Annotated in this window: 15 protein-coding genes; 5 read left to right on the top strand and 10 right to left on the bottom strand. The window is 62.2% G+C overall.

Annotated elements, in window-relative coordinates:
• Window positions 1–18 precede the first annotated feature (18 nt).
• Both PSUB009319_RS18400 and PSUB009319_RS18395 read right to left on the bottom strand, forming a co-directional pair.
• Window positions 19–912: a lipid A biosynthesis lauroyl acyltransferase gene (locus tag PSUB009319_RS18400; protein WP_124383642.1), complete on the bottom strand. Its 894-nt coding sequence runs from the start codon at window positions 910–912 to the stop codon at window positions 19–21.
• A 13-nt stretch (window positions 913–925) separates the two neighbouring features.
• Entirely contained in the window at window positions 926–1,774 is an 849-nt protein-coding gene (locus tag PSUB009319_RS18395; protein ID WP_124383641.1) for a lysophospholipid acyltransferase family protein, read from the bottom strand.
• A 252-nt stretch (window positions 1,775–2,026) separates the two neighbouring features.
• On the opposite strand from PSUB009319_RS18395, the gene metK reads away from it, so the two are divergent.
• Window positions 2,027–3,217 (top strand): methionine adenosyltransferase, encoded by a 1,191-nt coding sequence (gene metK / locus PSUB009319_RS18390; RefSeq protein ID WP_124383640.1) that lies wholly within the window; start codon window positions 2,027–2,029, stop codon window positions 3,215–3,217.
• Between the two features lie 78 nt (window positions 3,218–3,295).
• On the opposite strand, the gene PSUB009319_RS18385 is transcribed toward metK, so the two are convergent.
• Window positions 3,296–3,811: a hypothetical protein gene (locus tag PSUB009319_RS18385; RefSeq protein ID WP_124383639.1), complete on the bottom strand. Its 516-nt coding sequence runs from the start codon at window positions 3,809–3,811 to the stop codon at window positions 3,296–3,298.
• A gap of 241 nt (window positions 3,812–4,052) precedes the next feature.
• Between PSUB009319_RS18385 and PSUB009319_RS18380 the strand changes: the two genes are divergently transcribed.
• Together PSUB009319_RS18380 and PSUB009319_RS18375 are read left to right on the top strand one after the other, a co-directional pair.
• Window positions 4,053–4,934 carry a GyrI-like domain-containing protein gene (locus tag PSUB009319_RS18380; RefSeq protein WP_185453501.1) on the top strand — a complete coding sequence of 294 codons (882 nt, stop codon included), beginning with the start codon at window positions 4,053–4,055 and terminating at the stop codon, window positions 4,932–4,934.
• A gap of 239 nt (window positions 4,935–5,173) precedes the next feature.
• Window positions 5,174–6,322 (top strand): HPP family protein, encoded by a 1,149-nt coding sequence (locus tag PSUB009319_RS18375; protein WP_124383638.1) that lies wholly within the window; start codon window positions 5,174–5,176, stop codon window positions 6,320–6,322.
• A gap of 16 nt (window positions 6,323–6,338) precedes the next feature.
• Here the strand turns inward: PSUB009319_RS18375 and PSUB009319_RS18370 are convergent, their stop codons facing one another.
• From PSUB009319_RS18370 to PSUB009319_RS18360, 3 genes are all read right to left on the bottom strand, one after another.
• Window positions 6,339–6,953, bottom strand: coding sequence for a glutathione S-transferase (locus PSUB009319_RS18370; RefSeq protein WP_124383637.1), 615 nt, complete (start codon window positions 6,951–6,953; stop codon window positions 6,339–6,341).
• A gap of 129 nt (window positions 6,954–7,082) precedes the next feature.
• Window positions 7,083–8,018, bottom strand: coding sequence for a bestrophin family protein (locus PSUB009319_RS18365; RefSeq protein WP_124383636.1), 936 nt, complete (start codon window positions 8,016–8,018; stop codon window positions 7,083–7,085).
• A gap of 327 nt (window positions 8,019–8,345) precedes the next feature.
• A complete protein-coding gene (locus PSUB009319_RS18360) occupies window positions 8,346–9,356 on the bottom strand; it encodes a DUF6454 family protein (RefSeq protein ID WP_221620969.1) in 1,011 nt (336 codons plus the stop codon).
• Between the two features lie 487 nt (window positions 9,357–9,843).
• On the opposite strand from PSUB009319_RS18360, the gene PSUB009319_RS18355 reads away from it, so the two are divergent.
• Together PSUB009319_RS18355 and PSUB009319_RS18350 are read left to right on the top strand one after the other, a co-directional pair.
• Complete coding sequence (locus tag PSUB009319_RS18355) at window positions 9,844–10,767, top strand: HNH endonuclease signature motif containing protein (RefSeq protein WP_260393032.1); 924 nt, start codon at window positions 9,844–9,846, stop codon at window positions 10,765–10,767.
• A 567-nt stretch (window positions 10,768–11,334) separates the two neighbouring features.
• A complete protein-coding gene (locus tag PSUB009319_RS18350; RefSeq protein ID WP_185453500.1) occupies window positions 11,335–11,805 on the top strand; it encodes a hypothetical protein in 471 nt (156 codons plus the stop codon).
• On the opposite strand, the gene PSUB009319_RS18345 is transcribed toward PSUB009319_RS18350, so the two are convergent.
• From PSUB009319_RS18345 to dnaA, 4 genes are all read right to left on the bottom strand, one after another.
• Window positions 11,762–12,595 carry a hypothetical protein gene (locus PSUB009319_RS18345; RefSeq protein ID WP_124383635.1) on the bottom strand — a complete coding sequence of 278 codons (834 nt, stop codon included), beginning with the start codon at window positions 12,593–12,595 and terminating at the stop codon, window positions 11,762–11,764. The two genes, PSUB009319_RS18350 and PSUB009319_RS18345, sit on opposite strands and share 44 nt — an antisense overlap.
• Before the next feature lie 205 nt (window positions 12,596–12,800).
• Window positions 12,801–15,338: a DNA topoisomerase (ATP-hydrolyzing) subunit B gene (gene gyrB, locus PSUB009319_RS18340; RefSeq protein ID WP_124383634.1), complete on the bottom strand. Its 2,538-nt coding sequence runs from the start codon at window positions 15,336–15,338 to the stop codon at window positions 12,801–12,803.
• Window positions 15,339–15,466: 128 nt separating this feature from the next.
• Window positions 15,467–16,582 (bottom strand): DNA polymerase III subunit beta, encoded by a 1,116-nt coding sequence (dnaN, locus tag PSUB009319_RS18335; RefSeq protein ID WP_124383633.1) that lies wholly within the window; start codon window positions 16,580–16,582, stop codon window positions 15,467–15,469.
• A gap of 276 nt (window positions 16,583–16,858) precedes the next feature.
• Window positions 16,859–18,448, bottom strand: a complete 1,590-nt coding sequence (dnaA, locus tag PSUB009319_RS18330) for a chromosomal replication initiator protein DnaA (protein WP_221620970.1) — start codon at window positions 18,446–18,448, stop codon at window positions 16,859–16,861.
• Between the last annotated feature and the right edge of the window lie 100 nt (window positions 18,449–18,548).

The following is an 18,548-nucleotide window of genomic DNA, read 5'->3' as shown; positions in this document are numbered from 1 at the left end:
GGCGGATGCGGCGGCCACTCAGTAGATGCCGGGCATGCCTTCTGGCCGGTGCTTGAAACGCTTGTGCACCCAGTAGTACTCGGTGATGCGCGGACGGATGGCGTCTTCAAAGAAGGCGTTCATGCGGCGCGTGTCGGCGGTCAGGTCACCGGTGGGGTAGTTCTCCCACGCGGGCAGGATGCGCAGTGCGTAGCCCTCGTAGTTGGGCAGGATCTCGGTGTACATCGGCACGACCTTGGCACCGGTCATCGACGCCATGCGCGGGATGGCGTTGAGCGTGAGCGCCGGCACGCCGAAGAACGGCACGAACTCCGAGTCGCGTTCACCGAAATCCATGTCGGAAATCAGTTGCAGCGCCTCGCCGCGCTTGATGGTGCGCATGATCTGGCGGATGTTCTCGTTGCGCGACACCATGGTCGCGCCAAAGCGGCTGCGCAGCGCCTTGATGGCATCGTCCAGCACCGGATTGGCCATGCGCGTGTAGAGCGAGCAACCGGCGTTGCCGACGTTCTTGCGCAGGTAGTCCGTGAGCGCCAGCGCGCCGATCTCCACGCCCGACAGGTGCAGCGTGACAAGGATGTGCGGCTGGCCGTGCAGCGCTGGCAGGTTGGCCTGGTCGTCGATCTTCACCACGCGGTTCAGGCGTTTTTCCGAGGCAAACCATGCAAACGAACGCTCAGCAAAGCTGCGGAAGACTTTGCGGAAGACTTCGTGCGCCATGGCTTCGCGCTCGGCGTCGGACTTCTCGGGAAAGCATGCCTTCAAGTTGGCCAGCACCACGCGGCGGCGGCCGTTGGGGATGCGGTACAGCAGCCCGCCCAGGCCCTCGCCAAAACGCGCGACGAAACCGTATGGCAGGAAAGACAGCAGCCACAGAAAGCCGAGTCCGAGATTGGCAGAGAAACGTTCCATAAAAGCGGCAGTGTCAGGTAGCGGGCGGAGCGTCCGCACCCTTCGGGTGCTTGTATCGGTTATAGCCCCAGAGATATTGCGTCGGCGCCAGCGCAATCAACTGTTCGATGGCGGCGTTGATGCGGGTGGCGGCCTGCGTTGCGTCTTCGGGCAGGTCGCCAATCTCATGCATGTGCAAGCGATACCCTGAGCCACGCGGCAGCCGCTCGGCGAACAACGCCACGATGGGCGCACCTGTAAGCCGATGCAAACGATGCACCAGCGTCATCGTATAGGCAGGCTTGCCGAAGAATGGCGCCCATACACCTTCACCACCGGTAGGCGTCTGGTCTGGCAGGATGCCGACGGCTTCACCACGCTTGAGTGCACGCACCAGCATGCGCACGCCGCGCGGGTCGGCCGGCGCCATGTGCATGTTCGGTCCCGTGCGCATGGTTTCGATCCAGGTGCGCAGGCTCTCCTTGCGCGGCGGCTTGAACAGCGACGTGACAGGATGCTCGCGCGCGTAGGCCTGCGGCAGCACCTCGAAACAACCTAAATGCGGTGTCAGAAAAATCAGCCCGCGCCCGTCGGCAAGCGCTCGTTCGACAGCCGGCCGGCAGACGTCGAACAGGTACGGAGCAACATCCGCCCCGTTCTTGCGCACCCAGAAGTACGGCATCTCGAACACCATGCGGCCGGCGGAACGCCCAGCCTCTTTGAGCATGGCGGGCGTGACATCAGGATAGGCGTGGCGGAAGTTGGCGATGAGCCGGTCGTGATAGCGGCCGGGCACCTTAGCGGCCAACGCCCCCAGCCAGCCGCCCAGCGCCTGCAGCACTGACAGGGGCAGGCGTGAAAACAGCCAGTAGAGGAAGGTCATGCGTGCGTACGCTGCAATGTGTTGGTCGCAGTCGACAGGGGAGCAGGGTCTTGACGGGCCTTGCTGCGGCCCCGAAAAGTGCCGCGTATAATAACGCGATTCGCCGACTTAACTGACAACTTGCGGGGCGAATCCTTGCTGGGCCTCAAACCTGAGTCCATCAATCAAGCAGGGTTGCTAAATTCCGCTAAAGCGTCGCCGGCCGTGGCTTAACGGATTGGCAACGTGATAGCCAATCTGGAGCTAACAGCCGTGTCAAACGACTTCCTCTTCACCTCGGAGTCGGTCTCCGAGGGCCATCCCGACAAGGTCGCCGACCAGATTTCCGACGCCATCCTCGATGCCATCCTGGCCGAGGACAAATATGCGCGCGTCGCAGCAGAAACGCTGTGCAACACCGGTCTGGTGGTGCTCGCGGGTGAAATCACCACGTCGGCCAATGTCGACTACATCCAGGTCGCGCGCGAAACCATCAAGCGCATCGGTTACGACAACACCGACTACGGCATCGACTACAAGGGCTGTGCCGTGCTCGTCGCTTACGACAAGCAATCGCCGGACATCGCCCAGGGCGTGGACCGCGCTTCGGATGATTACCTCAACCAGGGCGCCGGCGACCAGGGCCTGATGTTCGGCTACGCGTGCGATGAAACGCCCGAGCTGATGCCTTTCCCGATCTACTACGCACACCGCCTGGTCGAGCGCCAGTCGCAACTGCGCCGCGACGGCCGCCTGCCTTGGCTGCGCCCGGACGCCAAGTCGCAGGTGACGGTGCGCTATGTGAACGGCAAGCCGCACAGCGTAGACACCGTGGTGCTGTCGACGCAGCACGCACCGGAGATGTCGCAAGAGGCCATCCGCGAAGCCGTGATCGAAGAGATCATCAAGCCCGTGCTGCCCTCGCACATGCTGGCCGACACCAAGTACCTGGTGAACCCGACTGGCCGCTTCGTCATTGGCGGCCCGCAGGGTGATTGCGGCCTGACCGGGCGCAAGATCATCGTCGACACGTACGGCGGCGCGGCCCCGCACGGCGGTGGCGCGTTCTCGGGCAAAGACCCGTCCAAGGTCGACCGCTCGGCAGCCTACGCTGCACGCTACGTGGCAAAGAACGTGGTCGCCGCTGGCCTGGCACGCCAGTGCCAGGTGCAGGTGAGCTACGCGATTGGCGTGGCGCGCCCGATCAACATCACGGTGTACACGGAAGGCACGGGCGTGATCCCGGACGAGCAGATCGCCAAGCTCGTGCTGGAGCACTTCGACCTGCGCCCGAAAGGCATTGTGCAGATGCTCGACCTGCTGCGCCCGATCTACGCCAAGACGGCCGCGTATGGCCACTTCGGCCGCGAGGAGCCGGAGTTCAGCTGGGAAGCCACCGACAAGGCCCTGCTGCTGCGCGAAGCGGCTGGCCTGGCGGGCGAACCGGCCAAGGCGCTTGCCTGAGCCAGCGTTGGTGCCATCGCGCGTCAAAGAGAAACCGCCCTTCGGGGCGGTTTTTTGTTGGGCGTCTTGTTGGGCGTCTCAGTGCTGGGGCGTCGCGCGGAAACCGTACCACTTCGGCTTCGTGCCATAGCGCGTCCGGATACCCTCGCGCAGTTCGGCCGCCGAGGCGTATTGGAACAACCCTTCCTCGATATCGTAGAAAAGCAGCCGGCCCTCACGCGTATCCACCGCCATGGCGTGCGGACCATAGGAGATCCAATACACCCCCGGCGCGCTGAACGTGGTGCCCAGCAACGTGTCGAGCGAGACGTTCTTGCCCGCCGATGCACTGTTCAAGTTCAGATGCTCCAGCATCTGCTGTGCATCGGCGCCGCCCACAGCGTCGTCCCAGCGGTACTTCACCTGCAGGATGCCGGCGTGCAGTTTGGACGGGTCCGAATCCTTGGGTGCAATTGACGGGGCAAGCGCATTCTTGCACCAGACGGCGCTCGCGCCGGCGCACCAGCCTTCACGGCTTTCGATTTTGTTGTCGCCGGCTTGCCTTTGCAGGCTGGAATACTCGTTGTGAGATGCGAAGAGCTTTTGTTCTGCCATGATGTGGCCTCGTAATCCATCAGCGTGAAGCACCAGCACGGGTGCCGGTGCACCGCGAGGAACCGCCCCACGGCAAGCCTCACTCTAGGAACGCTGCCCCTGCGCCGATATGCAACGCATGTGCCCAACCACGCCCCTTGGCAGGCGGCACGGGCCAAAGCTCATGGCAAGCAACTGCGCAATTTCGGTCAGGCTCGGCAAGCCCGCCGGCGATACCGTGTCGACACCCAGGAGCCACGCATTGACCTTCGCCACCGACCGCTACCTCGCCCGCTTCCGTGCCGTGCTCGCGCACATCGACGCGCATCTGGAGGACGCGCTGGACGTGGACGGGCTGGCCGAGGTGGCCGCGTTTTCGAAGTACCACTTCCATCGCCAGTTCGCGTTGCTGTTCGGCATGAACATCCGGCGCTACGTGCAGTTGCTGCGCCTCAAACGCGCCGCGCACCAGTTGGCCTATCGCGACGATGCGCGCATCACCGACATCGCCCTGGCGTGCGGCTACGAAGGGCCGGAGGCATTTGCGCGGGCGTTCCGCAGGCAGGCGGGGCAGTCGCCATCGGCATTTCGGGCGGCACCGGTGTGGGCGACCTGGGCTGCCGATCTACAGGCGCTGCGCGCCCTCAGGAGCCAACACATGCCCATACAGCCGCAACACCAGTCCGTCGAGATCGTTGAACGCGAGGCCGTGCCCGTCGCGCTGATCGAACACCGGGGCGATCCGGCGCGCCTGGGCGAGACCATCCGCACCTTCATCGCCTGGCGACGCGAGCATCGGCTGCCCCCGAGCGTCTCGGCCACGTACAACGTCGTCTACGACAACCCCGATGATGTGCCGCCCGAAGCGTTTCGCATAGACCTCTGCGCCGCCACGCACGTGCCGGTTGCACCCAATGCCGCAGGCGTGACGGGCAGGACACTGGCGGGCGGCCGCTATGCCGTGCTGCGCCACACGGGCTCCGACGACACACTCGGCCAGAGCGTCGCCCACCTTTATGCCGATTGGCTGCCCGCCAGCGGCGAAGCGTTGCGCGACGCGCCGCTGCTGTTCCAGCGCATGCGCTTCTACCCCGATGTGCCCGAACACGAAGCCGTGACAGACATCCTGCTGCCGCTCAAGTAAGCGGCGGAGCGGCGGAGCGGCAACCCGGCGAGAGCGCTGGAGAAACGCAGCCGTCGCGGTACACACCATGAAGCGGATGTGACGCTTTGCTGGCAAATGCAAGCGCACCTCACACCGCTTTGGAGCACGCGCCGTCAGAACAGAGCAAACGGCGAGTTATGTCACGCCGTGATAGAATTCGCGCCTGCATTTTTTTGACTTTGGTGAAGCCTGGTCCGGGCAATCGCCGTCCGTCGACCATGTCCGTTTCATCTCTGCATCCCGCCCTGCGCCGCTGGCTCCACAGCTTCGTCCCTGCACCCGTCACGGTGCGCTGGAGCGAGCGCGTGCGCTCCGCCGTCGGCGCACTCGTCGGCATTCTCTTTATCGGCACGATCATGAAGATGGTGCCCGGTGCTTCCACGCAGATCCCGCTCCTGGTCGCGCCAATGGGCGCGTCTGCCGTGCTGCTGTTTGCGGTGCCGGCCAGCCCGCTTGCGCAGCCGTGGTCGATCCTTGGCGGCAATCTGGTGGCGGCCGCCGTGGGCGTGACGTTCGCGCTGCTGGTGGATGACCCAGTGATTGCGTCTGCGCTGGCCATCTCGGCGGCCATTGCCGGCATGTTTGCGCTGCGCTGCGTGCACCCGCCCTCGGGCGCGGTGGCGCTCACCGCCGTGATTGGCGGGCCGGCCGTGCATGCGCTGGGCTATCGCTTTGTGCTGGAGCCGATCCTGATCCAGTCAGCCCTGCTGCTGGTGGGCGCGCTGGTGTACCACGCGGCCACGGGCCACCGGTATCCGCACGCGCAGCGCCTGCCCGCTGCCGAGCGCCCGCCCACCGCGGCCGGTTTCACCCGCGCCGACATCGTGGCTGCACTGCGCCGCCAGAGCGAGCTGCTCGACATCGACCCCGAAGACATCGAAGCCGTGCTGCGGGAAATGCAGCTCCAGGCCTATACGCGCACCTTCCAGGCGCTCACCTGTGCGGACATCATGACGCGCCCGGTGGTGACAGTGATGGCCGGCACGTCGATCCCCCGTGCGTTGCAACTGCTGCGCCAGCACGGCTTCAAGGCGCTGCCGGTGGTGGATGACAGGTTGCGCGTGGTGGGCATCGTCACGCGCGCCGACTTGCTCGGCCTCGCGCCGGCGGATTTGCGCCAGACGCTGCGCCGCTGGTTCAGCATCGGTGCCCTCACACCACCACGCGTGGCCGATCACATGAAGACGCGCGTGCAGACCATCGCCGTCGGCGCGCCCATGTCCGATCTGGTGCCGATGTTTGCCAGCGCCGGTCACCACCATATTCCGGTGCTCGATGCCGATGGCCGCTTGGCCGGCATCGTCACCGAATCAGATCTGGTGGGCGGGCTGTACCGCCAGGCCAACATCGCGCCGCAGGTGGCCTGAACGGCAAGCGCAGCAATCAGGTCGCGTTGATGGGCGTCTCACGGAACACACCAAGCTGTTCCGCCGCCACCGAATACGCCACCAGACGCGGGTAATCCGCCGCCGGCACCCGGTCGGCCACCATCAACTGGATGAAGCCCCAGGCGACCGCCACCGACACGCCCGCCTGCGTGAGCTCACCCGCATCCACGGGTAGCGGCACTTCTTTCCATTCGGCCTCCAGCGCTTCCACGGCGGCCAGCAACTGGCTCTGGACGCGGTCGACCCACGGCCCGTGCACTTTCTCGGTCGGGCGCAGATTGTGTTCATAGACGATCTGCACCGCCTTCTCGCACGCGGCCAGCGCCAAGCCGATCACGCGCAGCGCGTGCTGGCGCTCGGCAATGGCGGCCGGCATCAGGCTGCGGCCCGCCAGCGTTTCTGCGTAATCGATGATGAGCGTGGAATCCATCAGCACCGTGCCGTCGTCGCACACCAGCGTGGGCGCCTTGACCACCGGGTTGATCTCACGAAACCGGTCGAAATGCCGGAACACCGACACCGATGCGTGCTCGAACGGCAGCCCGAGCAGCTTGAGCGAAATGGCCGTGCGGCGCACGTACGGGGAATCAAGCATGCCGATCAACTTCATGGAATCTCCTGAGTGGTGTGGGCGCGGTTTGGGTGCAGCGCGGGCACGGACGTTCATGATAGTCAGCCAGCGCAAACCGTGCCCGCGGTCAGGCCATCATCAGGCCCTCTTCACGCGCAGCGCGTCCGCTCAATCCAAAATAAAATCCTGCGCCCCCTTGGCACCGGCCAGACTCGGCTCGCCCATGATGTCGCGCACGGCATCTTCAATCATGGTGGACATCGCATTGAGCGCGAGGTCGTTGTCTTCCGTGCCAAACGGGTCTTCCAACTGCGAGGCGATGGCCTCGTGCGCCATGAAGGTGTACGCCACAAACACCGCAAACACCGGCGTGAAACTGCCGATGCTCTCTACCAGCCCGAACGGCAACGTCGCGCAGAAGAAGTACACCGTGCGGTGGATCATGACCGAGTACGCAAACGGCAACGGTGTGCTGGCAATGCGCTCGCACCCCCCGATGAGGTTCGACAGCTCGTTCAGGTTGCGGTCAAACGCCAGCGCGGCATACGGATCAAGCGCGCCGGATTGCGTGCGACGCTGCACCCATTCCCCCAGCCACAGCACGATGGCGATGGGCCGGTAGCGTGCGGCCATCACACGCTCGAGCAGCGGCGCGGGCAGACGGGCGGCCAGGTCATCACGCGCATCGGTGTGGCGCAATTGGTGGCGCAGCGCATGGGGCAGCGCGCCCAGCACCTGCGCGAACTCGCGCACATCGGCTTGCGCCACACCGCCGTTCGAGGCATCACCGCGCGGCAACGTCAGTGCCTGCCGCGTGAGCGAGCGCGAATCATTGAGCAACTGGCCCCAGAGCTTGCGCGCCTCCCAGTAGCGGTCGTAGCTCGCGTTGTTGCGAAAGCCCAGGAACACCGCCAGCGCAATGCCAACAAGCGAGAACGGCGTCGTGCTCAGATTGACGGTGAGCGGCAGCCAGTGCACATGCACTGCCATGGCCACCAGCGAGATACAGAAGATCAGGAACAGGCGCGGCAGAAGCTGCGGCAGAACGGAGCCGCGCCACGCGAGCAGCATGCGGAACCAGTGCAGGTGGGGGCGGACGACCATGGATTGCGCGCGGCGAAAGCTTGAGTGGCGCGATTATGGCAGACCGGCCCAAGTGCCCCGCCTGCGTGCGGTGTTGGTCTGACAGCAGTTGCAATGGGTCTGCTTCACCCGGCACGTATAGAAGGCAGAGACCGCCATCGGGCCAGCGCGCCCGTTGGGCAGTCAGGTGCTGCAGCACCGGCACCCCGCCCGTCGCGGGGAACCGTCTTGCTGTAGTTATTGGCTTTCACCAGCCCGCTCTATGGCGGAGATGCAACACACCGGAGCCTGCGCGACACAGGCCGCAGAACCGGGCCGCCGCGTGAGGGCAGGCCCGGAGCGAGCCAGCTACGCAGTTACCGCTTCATAGATATAGAGAACGGAGGTGTCGTCGTCAGGCATGAAGTAGCCGCGCACACCATTGGTGGTCAGTTCAAACGTGGTCGGATTGTTCGTCATCGCCCGCGCAGTCACCGGCGACCACAACTTGATAGGAACCTGATGAACGGCCAAGTTGGTCTCAAGATCGACAATCTCGAGGCCACCGAGGTTGAAAGGCACTGCCGACGAGTTGACCTTATATGAATTCAACCCGGTATAAAGCATTTCCTGATGACCGAGATATTTATTATCCTGGTAATCAATATAAAACTCGTGATTTATTCTCTTGAGTTCTGCTGGCGGTATTAGAGCGCTCGGGCTTGCCGTTTGCGAGTGGTTCAATTCAAATCGATAGAAACCGCGCGAACCCCAATTGACCGCATGCACTGAATTGTCGTCCGGGTTGCGCGAGCAGCCTCCGAGATGATCGGGGTACTCAAGAACCTTGACTGCTCTGAGTGACAGTGGATCGACACGATAGATGAACCCTCGGCTGTTCGGGCGATATTCCGCCGCCGGCACCCAGATGTTCTGACCGTCAAAATCGCAGCCACCTGGGTGATACACGCTTCCCTCGCCGATTGGCAGGTCAGCCAACAGGTTGCCGTTGAGATCGACCTTGAACAGGTGCCCTCGCCCCACACCGGTATCGCGGTCGTAGCCGTTCACGGGTTGCGGATACTTGACGGGCGCGACGATGATTTCGACCGACGATATGTAGTAGACACTGCCGATCCTCACCATCCCCTGCGGATGAAACGTCCTGAAGTTCATCGGCACTTCGCCTACCTTTGTCCAGGTCGTATTTCCGGTCAAGGTTTTCAGGCGCCGGCTCAGTTCGCTTTGCTGGCGACGATGCCCATGCTCATGCTCGCCCTCATTCCCCTGGTTTGCCGTTGATGCCGCGTTAGCTCGCGATACGCCCAAGGCGCCGGCGATTACCATTGAATTGCGCAAAAATTTGCGTCGATCGTCCATCCTGTACCTCCATATCGCGCTGTGAACACAGCAACCGGATGAGCCAACCGTAGTTCGACGCCGTTACAAAGCCATGACGCGTGCGATATGACCGTTCGCCGGTCGCAACTGCCGTCCGACGGCTGAGAGCAAATGGTGGATATCCGGTCCCGGTTGTACTCAACCCCAGCCAGGAATGAAACGCCGTTGCTGGCAACCCTCCGCAGCGCGGCGTCGGATGAGAGCCCTTCTTCATCGATAGCACGCCGAAGCAGGTCGAATTCCAGCGTGTTCCTGAACGCCGCCGAAATCATGGCGGCATCCGGGTCCAACTTGTCATGTTGCGCAACCGCATTTGGGTCAAAGCAGAAAAATCTGGTCCATTTATTGACCCTTAATATGCAGCCAGCCTTGATCGCACTGGACGCACTGGACGCACTGGACCAAGCAGCCTAGCAACGTGGCATAAAATGGGCACAAAAATTTACAGCCAATCCGGGGGGATTGCATGCTGCCCAATGTTGACGAAGGTGCCGCTGCGGCTGCCGATGCGCTACCAATCGAGATTCCCAGCTTCGTTGTTGGGAAGTCCTACAGCCGCCGAGAAGAGATCACCGGGAAATTTGGGGGAAGCGCCCAAAGCGGCATTGCGCCATCCCGGCAATCACCCGCGATCTTCCTATTCTTCGGCAACGGTGCGCAGCACGGCTACCACGACGCCTTTGATGCGTTCGGTTATCTGAGCTATGTCGGCGAAGGCCAGCTTGGTGACATGAAGATGACCAAGGGCAACCTCGCCGTCGCGTCACACGCAAAAGACGGGCGTGCGCTGCATGTCTTTGAAATGAAGGGCAAGGGCAAGCCCTGCGAGTACAAAGGGGAATACTCCTGTGACTCGCACTCTATCGAGCGAGGCCTGGACCGCAATGGATCGGAGCGCAACGTAATCGTGTTCCGGTTGATCCCTGTATCAAGTACGCTGCGACGCGAGCTCGACGATATGCCGGACGCAAACGACTCTGCGGCCACAGGCCAAGCAGGACAAAGCGATTTTCCGAAACTTAGGGAAGCCGCGATTGCGGCCTGTCAGCCAGGCACCCCCGTCCCGGACCCGAAAGAGACTGCTCGTATTGCGTACCAGCGCAGTGCGCAAGTGAAACGCTACGTGCTGGCGCGTGCGCAAGGACACTGCGAGCTCTGCGAAGAACCCGCGCCATTCAACCGCAAAAGCGACGGCACGCCATATCTCGAACCCCACCACATCAACCGCCTCTCCGACGGTGGTTTGGACCACCCGAAGTACGTTGGAGCCATCTGCCCCACGTGCCATCGGCTCATTCACTTCGGTGTGAACGGCCAACAGCGAAACGACGAGCTCCGAGGGCGGATTGCCGCCAAGGAAGCGGAGTTCGGCGGAGAAGACTCTCTGTAGTTGCTCCGGATACGCCCTCAGTTGAATAGCAGTGACCGATGCGTCGTGGTTTGAGACTCACGCACGGACCTCAAACACTCGATTTCGAAACTTTGTCCGCGGCACTGGGCTCTTTGACGGCCGGAGTCCGCGCCGTACGACTCGCATTCCGGTCTCAGACGGCCGACAAGTCGATAGTCTCAGGGCCGCCCTCCAGCGTTGAACATCCGAAATCGCCGAGGCGAAGCTCAAGCTCGGCTGTCAGACAATCGAAGTCGCCGGTCTGAGGTCAAAACTTTCGCCCTCAAACACTTGAATGCGCCGGTTTGAGATCCGCATTCCGCTTTCGGCGATTCGAGCTCGGAAACCGAACGGTCAAGTTCAGGACTTTGGCTCGCGTGATCGACAGTCTCAGCTTCGCTCTCCAGCCTTGAATATCGGAGCGCGACGGGACGATTTGCGCCAAACGCAGGCAATTCGCTTCTGTCAAAAGTGGTGTCCAGCCTTGCTATGGGGATTACGGCAGACCAATCTCACCCGGTCGCGTCGACCCGGCGCGATCTTGCCTACCCCAAGATAAGGATTGCAATGTCACAGAACCTGATTTCGCTTCAACTCAGCGCGAATGACCTGACTGCGGTGGACGCCGCGCTGAAGACACTGGAAGACAAGTTTGCTGGCCTGATTGATCTGTCGATCGAACAACGCAGCACGATCACGAAGATGGGCGACAAGTCCGAAGCGTTTTGCCGCAAAGCCGTGGAAGTACTGAGCAACAACCCGGGCGTACTCGCAGTGAACTACAACCTTGCAGAAGTCAAACGTGACCTAGCCGCCTTTGATACTCTGCGCCCTCGCCTGCTCCGCGTTGGAAAGCTCTACGAAAAAATGCAGGACTCGCAAATGGCGCTGGGTAGCGACTTGATGACGGCCTCGCTGGAAGGGTATGCCTTCCTGAAGGTGGCCGGCAAGGGCGAGGCGTTGGATACGGCCCGGGCGGCGTTGTCGGTGCGGTTTAGTCGGGGGCCGCGGAAGAAGGTGGAGGAAACTGCGCAGTAGCTTGATTGGTTGTTGATGATCTGAAGAAGCCGCCCTTGGGCGGCTTCTTCGTTTGACAGCGTGTCCTGTGCTTGCTTTTTGATGCGGAGCGCTCAAGCGCATAGCCTTCCGCATGGGTCAGTACAACGACGAACCGCTCAATCGTGTATGCAGTACCCAGCATTTTCATCGAGCCAACATAGAACAACAGCAAGACAAAGGCACCCGCATACCAAACTCCCGCGAATGCGCCGTTGCCGTAAACCTTCACCAATGCCACCAATGACGACACGGCGAGGGGGATGATTCCCACCTTGTCTAACGCGCCAATCATCAACCCAATTCTTGAGCGCATGTGCGCGCAGACAGACTGCAAATAGTCCTTAGCGAAAGCGATCTGCTTCTCGTCAAAGCGCTCGGCGATGCGCTTAGCGAGCACATAACGATTGCTCAAGCGTTTCGCCGCGCCGGAAAGCATTTCATGGTCAAACCGCTTGAGCTCTGCCCAAGTAGTTCTCGCACCTGAGAACGAGCAGATGACTGCACCAATCTCTCCAACAACCATCGCCCCTAATGCGAAGAAAACCAAAAAAGGCTGCTTCCACAGGTGGTCGTGGACAAGATATGCGCAGAAACCAATTGCCATCAGCGACAAGGAGAGACCGAGCCCCCACGTTTCCGCCCACGATGACTTTTCGTGGTCTTTGTCTGATTCTTGGAGTGCGTCGATGAGTAGCGCAATCGGCGTGTCCGCACTGAGCACGCTAGCTTGGTCGGTATTGGGCGAACGTATGTGGAGGTCTGCAAGCATCCTATTTGAGCGCAGTTGCCCACCTTCAAGGTGGTGGACAAAGCCTGCATAACGTGGATGGAAAATCCCCCCCTCAAAGAGGGGTCACTAGATAATGAAGAATAGGTACCCAACCAGAGCACCGCTCAAGAATGATCCGAGAAGGTCACCGCCGAAAAAAAACGCCGAGACTAAATCTCGGCGTTTTTCTCACAGAGGCTAGCCCTCAAACATCAATATTCCGCGCCACCAACGCATTCGTCTCAATAAAGTTCCGGCGCGGTTCCACGTCATCGCCCATCAGCGTGGTAAAGATCTGGTCCGCCGCAATGGCGTCTTCAATCTGCACACGCAGCAGGCGGCGCTGGGTGACGTCCATGGTGGTTTCCCACAGCTGCTCGGGGTTCATTTCGCCCAAGCCCTTGTAGCGCTGGCGGCTCACGCCGCGCTCGGCTTCGCTCAGAAGCCATGTCATGGCGGCGTGAAAGTCGGCAACGTTCTGCTCGCGCTGCTTGTCACCGGTGCCGCGGCGTACCTTTGCACCGTCGCCAATCAGGCCCTGGAAGGTGGCGGCGGTGCTTGACAGTGCGGCGTAGTCGGCGCCGGCCACAAAGTCGGCGTCGATGTGGGAGAGGCGCTGGTTGCCGTGCTGGCGGCGCACGACCATCACGCGGTACTTCTCGGTTTTTTCGTCGTACTGCATGAAGGCGTCTGCCGTGGCGCCGCCGTTGGCGCTGCTGGCGTTGCCTTGCATTTCCAGCAGGCGGGCCTTGAGGGCGCGGGCGCTGGCTTCTGCGGCGGCTTCGCTGGAGAGGTCCAGGGCCACGCCTTCGGCAATGGCGCGCAGGGCGTCTGCGTCAATCACGCGCGACAAGCGCTCGATCACGCCGCGGCTGAGCTGGTACTGGCGAGCGAGTTCGGCCAGGGCGTCGCCGGTAATCTCGCTCGTGTTGCCATCCTTGTCGGCACGCACGAGCACGGCGGTGTCCAGCGCCTGGCGCACGAGGTAGGCGGCCATTTCAACGTCGTCTTTGATGTAGCGCTCTTCCTTGCCGTGCTTGATTTTGTAGAGCGGCGGCTGGGCGATGTACACGTGGCCACGCTCGATAATCTCGGGCATCTGGCGGTAGAAGAACGTGAGCAGCAGCGTGCGGATGTGCGAGCCGTCGACGTCCGCGTCGGTCATGATGATGATGCGGTGGTAGCGCAGCTTGTCGAGGTTGTAGTCGTCTTTGCCAATGCCGGTGCCAAGGGCGGTGATGAGCGTGAGCACTTCCTGGCTGGAGAGCATCTTGTCAAAGCGTGCGCGCTCAACGTTCAGGATCTTGCCCTTGAGCGGCAGGATCGCCTGGAACTTGCGGTCGCGGCCTTGCTTGGCCGAGCCGCCTGCGGAGTCACCCTCGACGATGAAGAGTTCGGACTGTGCGGGGTCTTTCTCCTGGCAGTCGGCCAGCTTGCCGGGCAGGCCCATGCCGTCGAGCACGCCCTTGCGGCGCGTCATTTCGCGGGCTTTGCGGGCGGCTTCGCGCGCGCGGGCAGCTTCCACGATCTTGCCGCAGATGATCTTGGCGTCGACGGGCGTTTCCAGCAGGAAGTCGCCCAGCGCCTTGGCGACCACGTCTTCCACCGGCAAGCGCACTTCGGAAGAGACGAGCTTGTCCTTGGTCTGCGAGCTGAACTTGGGCTCCGGCACCTTGACCGACAGCACGCAGGTCAGGCCTTCGCGCATGTCGTCGCCCGAGGTTTCCACCTTGGCTTTCTTGGCGATCTCGTTGTCGACGATGTACTTGTTGATGACGCGCGTCATGGCGGCGCGCAGGCCCGTGAGGTGGGTGCCGCCGTCGCGCTGCGGGATGTTGTTGGTGAAGCAGAGCACTTGCTCGTTGAAGCCGTCGTTCCATTGCATCGACACTTCCACGCCCACGCCGTCTTTCTCGCCGGTGGCGAAGAAGATGGTCGGGTGCAGCACGCTCTTGTTCTTGTTGATGTACTCAACAAAGCCCTTCACGCCGCCCGAGAAGGCGAAGTCTTCTTCCTTGCCGGTGCGCTGGTCGGTGAGCTTGATGTGCACGCCGTTGTTCAGGAACGACAGCTCGCGGATGCGCTTGGAGAGGATCTCGTAGTGGTATTCGACGTTGGTGAAGATCTCTTCGTCGGCCAGGAAGTGCACTTCGGTGCCGCGCTTGTCGGTGGTGCCAGACACACGCAGCGGCGAGACCTCAACCATCTTGCCGTCCGGCGCTTCCATGGTTTCCAGCAGGCGGTTCTGCGGAATGCCGCGCGCGAAGTCGATGTGGTGGACCTTGCCGTCACGGCGGATGATCACTTTCAGCCATTTCGACAGGCCGTTCACACAAGACACGCCCACGCCGTGCAGGCCACCCGAGACTTTGTAGCTGTTCTGGTCAAACTTGCCGCCGGCGTGCAGCTCGGTCATGACGATTTCGGCGGCGCTGCGGCGGGGCTCGTGCTTGTCGTCAAACTTGATGCCGGTCGGGATGCCGCGGCCGTTGTCCACCACCGAGATGGAGTTGTCGGTGTGGATGGTGACCTGGATCTCGGTGCAATGGCCGGCCAATGCTTCGTCGATGGAGTTGTCGAGCACCTCGAACACGAGGTGGTGCAGGCCGGTGCCGTCGGACGTGTCGCCGATGTACATGCCCGGCCGCTTGCGTACCGCCTCCAGGCCTTCCAGGATCTGGATCGAGGCGGCGCCGTAGCTGCCGTCGGCGGGGGTGGATTGCGGTTTCTGCTCTTCGGTCATGTCGTTCTGCTCGCTGCCATGGGCACGGAAATACAGTTCTCAGCGCACACAGCGGGGTTGCTTAAAAACGGCGAAGGGGCGGATCGTTACGATCCAGCCCCTCGTCTTGCTCTGGGTGCAGCGGTGCGTCAAATGCGCATCGGCATGACGACGTACTTGAAGGTGTCGTCGTCGGGCAGGGTGATGAGCGCGCTCGAGTTGGAGTCGCCCAGGCTCACCTGCACCTTTTCGGCCTTGAGGTTGGCCAGCACGTCCAGCAGGTAGGTGACGTTGAAGCCGATATCCAGCGCATCGCCCTGGTAGTCGATTTCGAGTTCTTCCTGCGCCTCTTCCTGGTCAGCGTTGGTCGAGCTGATCTTCAGGACGTTGGTGTCGAGCATGCAGCGCACGCCCTTGAACTTGTCGGTGGTCAGGATGGCCGTACGTTGCAGTGCGCTTTGCAAGAACGTGCGGTCGATCGTGAAGCTGTTGCGGTAACCCTTCGGGATCACGCGCTGGAAATCCGGGAACTTGCCTTCGACCAGCTTGGAGATCAGCTCGATATTGCCGAAGGTGAACTTGACCTGGTTCGACGCCAGTTGCACCGAGACGGGATCGTCCACGTCTTCCAGCAGGCGTTGCAGCTCAAGAATGGTCTTGCGCGGGATGATGACTTCGTGGCGGCCACCGGCGCCTGCGGGTTGTTCGCCCGTTTCCACGCCGCAGTACGCCAGGCGGTGGCCGTCGGTGGCAACGGCCATGACTTGCTTGCCGTCCACCACCAGCAACATGCCGTTCAGGTAGTAGCGGATGTCCTGCTGGGCCATCGCAAAATGCACCATCGCCAGCAGGTGCTTGAGCGTCTTCTGCGGCAGCGTGATGCGCGCGCCGAAGTCGGTCGCCTCTGCCACCGTGGGGAATTCTTCGGCGGCCAGCGTCTGCAGCGCAAAGCGGCTCTTGCCGGATTGCACCGTCATGCGCTTGTCGTTGAGCGTGAGGGCGACTTCGCCGTCGGGCATCGCACGCAGGATGTCGACCAACTTGCGGGCGGCCACAGTGGTGGCCACATCGCCGGTGCCGGCGCCGCAATCGGCGTGCGTGGTGATCTGGATTTCGATGTCGGTGGACAGGAAGGAAACCCGTTCACCCTTCTTGGTGATGAGCAGATTGGCCAGGATGGGCAGCGTGTGTCGGCGTTCCACGATGCCGCTCACGATTTGCAGCGGACGCAGCAGGTTGTCTCGCGAGGTTTTGACCAATTGCATGAAGGCGATCCTTGGCTTGAGAGGTGACACCGCGCGCGCCCCAGTCCAGGCCACAAGGGCCGCTGCCAGCAGGAGCATTCGCGATTAACCCAAAGTTGTTGAAAATCAAGGGGTTAATCACAAATTATACCGCAAAAAAGGGGGCGCTGGATAGCGTCACGCGCGCGGCAAATGTGTCTATTGTGCATGAAAAGACGCCCGCATTGGAGCGGGCGTCTATGGAGGCTTGATTCAAGGCGAATGGCGTTGCCATGCGCTCTCGTGACCATCCTGCGGTCAACCCTTGAGCGTTTGCTCCAGCACGTGCAACTCGTGGTTGAGTTGGGCGTCTTTCGTGCGCTCGTCGGCGATCTTGCGCACGGCATGCAGCACGGTGGTGTGGTCGCGTCCGCCAAAGAGTTCGCCGATTTCCGGCAGGCTCTTCTGCGTGAGCTCTTTGGCCAGATACATGGCGATCTGGCGCGGGCGCGCGATGTTGGCCGGCCGCTTCTTGGAGTACATGTCGGCGACCTTGATGTTGTAGAAATCCGCGCAGGTCTTCTGGATGTTCTCCACCGAGATCTGGCGGTTCTGCACCGTCAGCAGGTCTTTCAGCGCCTCGCGCGTGACCTCGATCGTGATCTCTTTGCCGTGGAAGTTTGAGTACGCCAGGATCTTGCGCAGTGCGCCTTCCAGCTCACGCACGTTCGAGCGCAGATGCTTGGCCACGAAGAAGGCCACCTCTTCGGGCACGGTCACGTTCTCGGCCTGCGCCTTCTTCATCAGAATCGCAACGCGCATCTCCAGCTCGGGCGGCTCGATGGCTACCGTCAGCCCGGAGTCGAAGCGCGAGATCAAACGGTCGTCAATGCCGGTGATCTCCTTCGGATAGGTATCGCTGGTGATGATGACCTGCGCGCGGTTGGCGATCAGCGCCTCGAACGCGTAGAAGAATTCTTCCTGCGTGCGGTTCTTGCCCGAGAAGAACTGAATGTCATCGATCAGCAACAGATCAAGCGAGTGGTAGTAGCGCTTGAAATCATCAAACGCCTTGCGCTGGTAAGCCTTCACTACGTCAGAAACGTATTGTTCTGCGTGGATGTAGCGGATGCGCGCGCGCGGGTTCTCCATCAGCATGAAGTTGCCGATGGCGTGAATCAGGTGCGTCTTGCCCAGGCCCACGCCGCCGTACAGGTACAGCGGGTTGTACGACTTGCCCGGGTTGTTGGCGACCTGGATGGCGGCGGCACGCGCCAACTGGTTGGCCTTACCGGTGACGAAGTTGTCGAACGTGAGGATCTGGTTCAGGCGCGAGCGCTCGTGCACCGAGTCGTCCACGGGCGCCTGCGGCGGCGCGGCCGGACGCGCGACCACGGCGGGCGCTTGCGGCGGCACGCGGTACGACTGTGCACTGACCTCGGCGGCATCCATCACGGGCACGTCGATATCGGCGGCAACATGGCTGGCCGTAGCGAGCGCGGTTTCGCGGTACATCGACGGCGCTGGGCGCACGGTCGCGGCCTCATGCGCAACACCGCCGCCAGTCGACATGGCCTGCCGAGGTTGAATCGATAGCGCCCCCACAGGCTGCATCGGTACCGGTGCGAGCGCCGGCTGCAGGGCCGCCTGGCGCTGCCCGGCGGTCGGGTCGAGCACGAACTGCACGTCGACCGTCATCTCCCAGTAGTCGCACGCGAGCGACTGGATGCGGCCCGAGAACTGGCTCTTGACCCAGTCGAGCTTGAAACGGTTGGGCGCGGCTATCCGCAGCGTGCATGCCTGCTCGTCAAACGACAGCGGCGTCAGCGGCTTGATCCACGTCTTGAATTGTTGCGGCGTCAGCTCACTCTCGAGCTGGGCTGATGCCGCATGCCAGAAATCCTGCATCGTTATCGTTAGGTGTTTGGCCGGCGCCACATGCGTCTGACGACGTCCCCGGACGGGCCGACCGCCCAGGCTCTGGCACAGGCCAGAAACCGGGGGCTTT

Origin of the sequence: Ralstonia sp. SET104, from assembly GCF_003851545.1 — a bacterium.
Lineage (GTDB): Bacteria > Pseudomonadota > Gammaproteobacteria > Burkholderiales > Burkholderiaceae > Ralstonia.
Note: the sequence above shows the minus strand (reverse complement) of the source record. Positions and strands in the feature narration are given on the sequence as shown.

What these genes read in the sequence shown, in the direction of transcription:
- PSUB009319_RS18365 (WP_124383636.1), bottom strand. Translation starts at nt 8,018, where the DNA reads ATGGTCGTCCGCCCCCACCTGCACTGGTTCCGCATGCTGCTCGCGTGG.
- PSUB009319_RS18345 (WP_124383635.1), bottom strand. Translation starts at nt 12,595, where the DNA reads ATGCTTGCAGACCTCCACATACGTTCGCCCAATACCGACCAAGCTAGC.
- dnaA (WP_221620970.1), bottom strand. Translation starts at nt 18,448, where the DNA reads ATGCAGGATTTCTGGCATGCGGCATCAGCCCAGCTCGAGAGTGAGCTG.
- PSUB009319_RS18355 (WP_260393032.1), top strand. Translation starts at nt 9,844, where the DNA reads ATGCTGCCCAATGTTGACGAAGGTGCCGCTGCGGCTGCCGATGCGCTA.
- PSUB009319_RS18385 (WP_124383639.1), bottom strand. Translation starts at nt 3,811, where the DNA reads ATGGCAGAACAAAAGCTCTTCGCATCTCACAACGAGTATTCCAGCCTG.
- gyrB (WP_124383634.1), bottom strand. Translation starts at nt 15,338, where the DNA reads ATGACCGAAGAGCAGAAACCGCAATCCACCCCCGCCGACGGCAGCTAC.
- dnaN (WP_124383633.1), bottom strand. Translation starts at nt 16,582, where the DNA reads ATGCAATTGGTCAAAACCTCGCGAGACAACCTGCTGCGTCCGCTGCAA.
- PSUB009319_RS18400 (WP_124383642.1), bottom strand. Translation starts at nt 912, where the DNA reads ATGGAACGTTTCTCTGCCAATCTCGGACTCGGCTTTCTGTGGCTGCTG.
- PSUB009319_RS18350 (WP_185453500.1), top strand. Translation starts at nt 11,335, where the DNA reads ATGTCACAGAACCTGATTTCGCTTCAACTCAGCGCGAATGACCTGACT.
- PSUB009319_RS18395 (WP_124383641.1), bottom strand. Translation starts at nt 1,774, where the DNA reads ATGACCTTCCTCTACTGGCTGTTTTCACGCCTGCCCCTGTCAGTGCTG.
- PSUB009319_RS18360 (WP_221620969.1), bottom strand. Translation starts at nt 9,356, where the DNA reads ATGGACGATCGACGCAAATTTTTGCGCAATTCAATGGTAATCGCCGGC.
- PSUB009319_RS18370 (WP_124383637.1), bottom strand. Translation starts at nt 6,953, where the DNA reads ATGAAGTTGATCGGCATGCTTGATTCCCCGTACGTGCGCCGCACGGCC.
- PSUB009319_RS18375 (WP_124383638.1), top strand. Translation starts at nt 5,174, where the DNA reads ATGTCCGTTTCATCTCTGCATCCCGCCCTGCGCCGCTGGCTCCACAGC.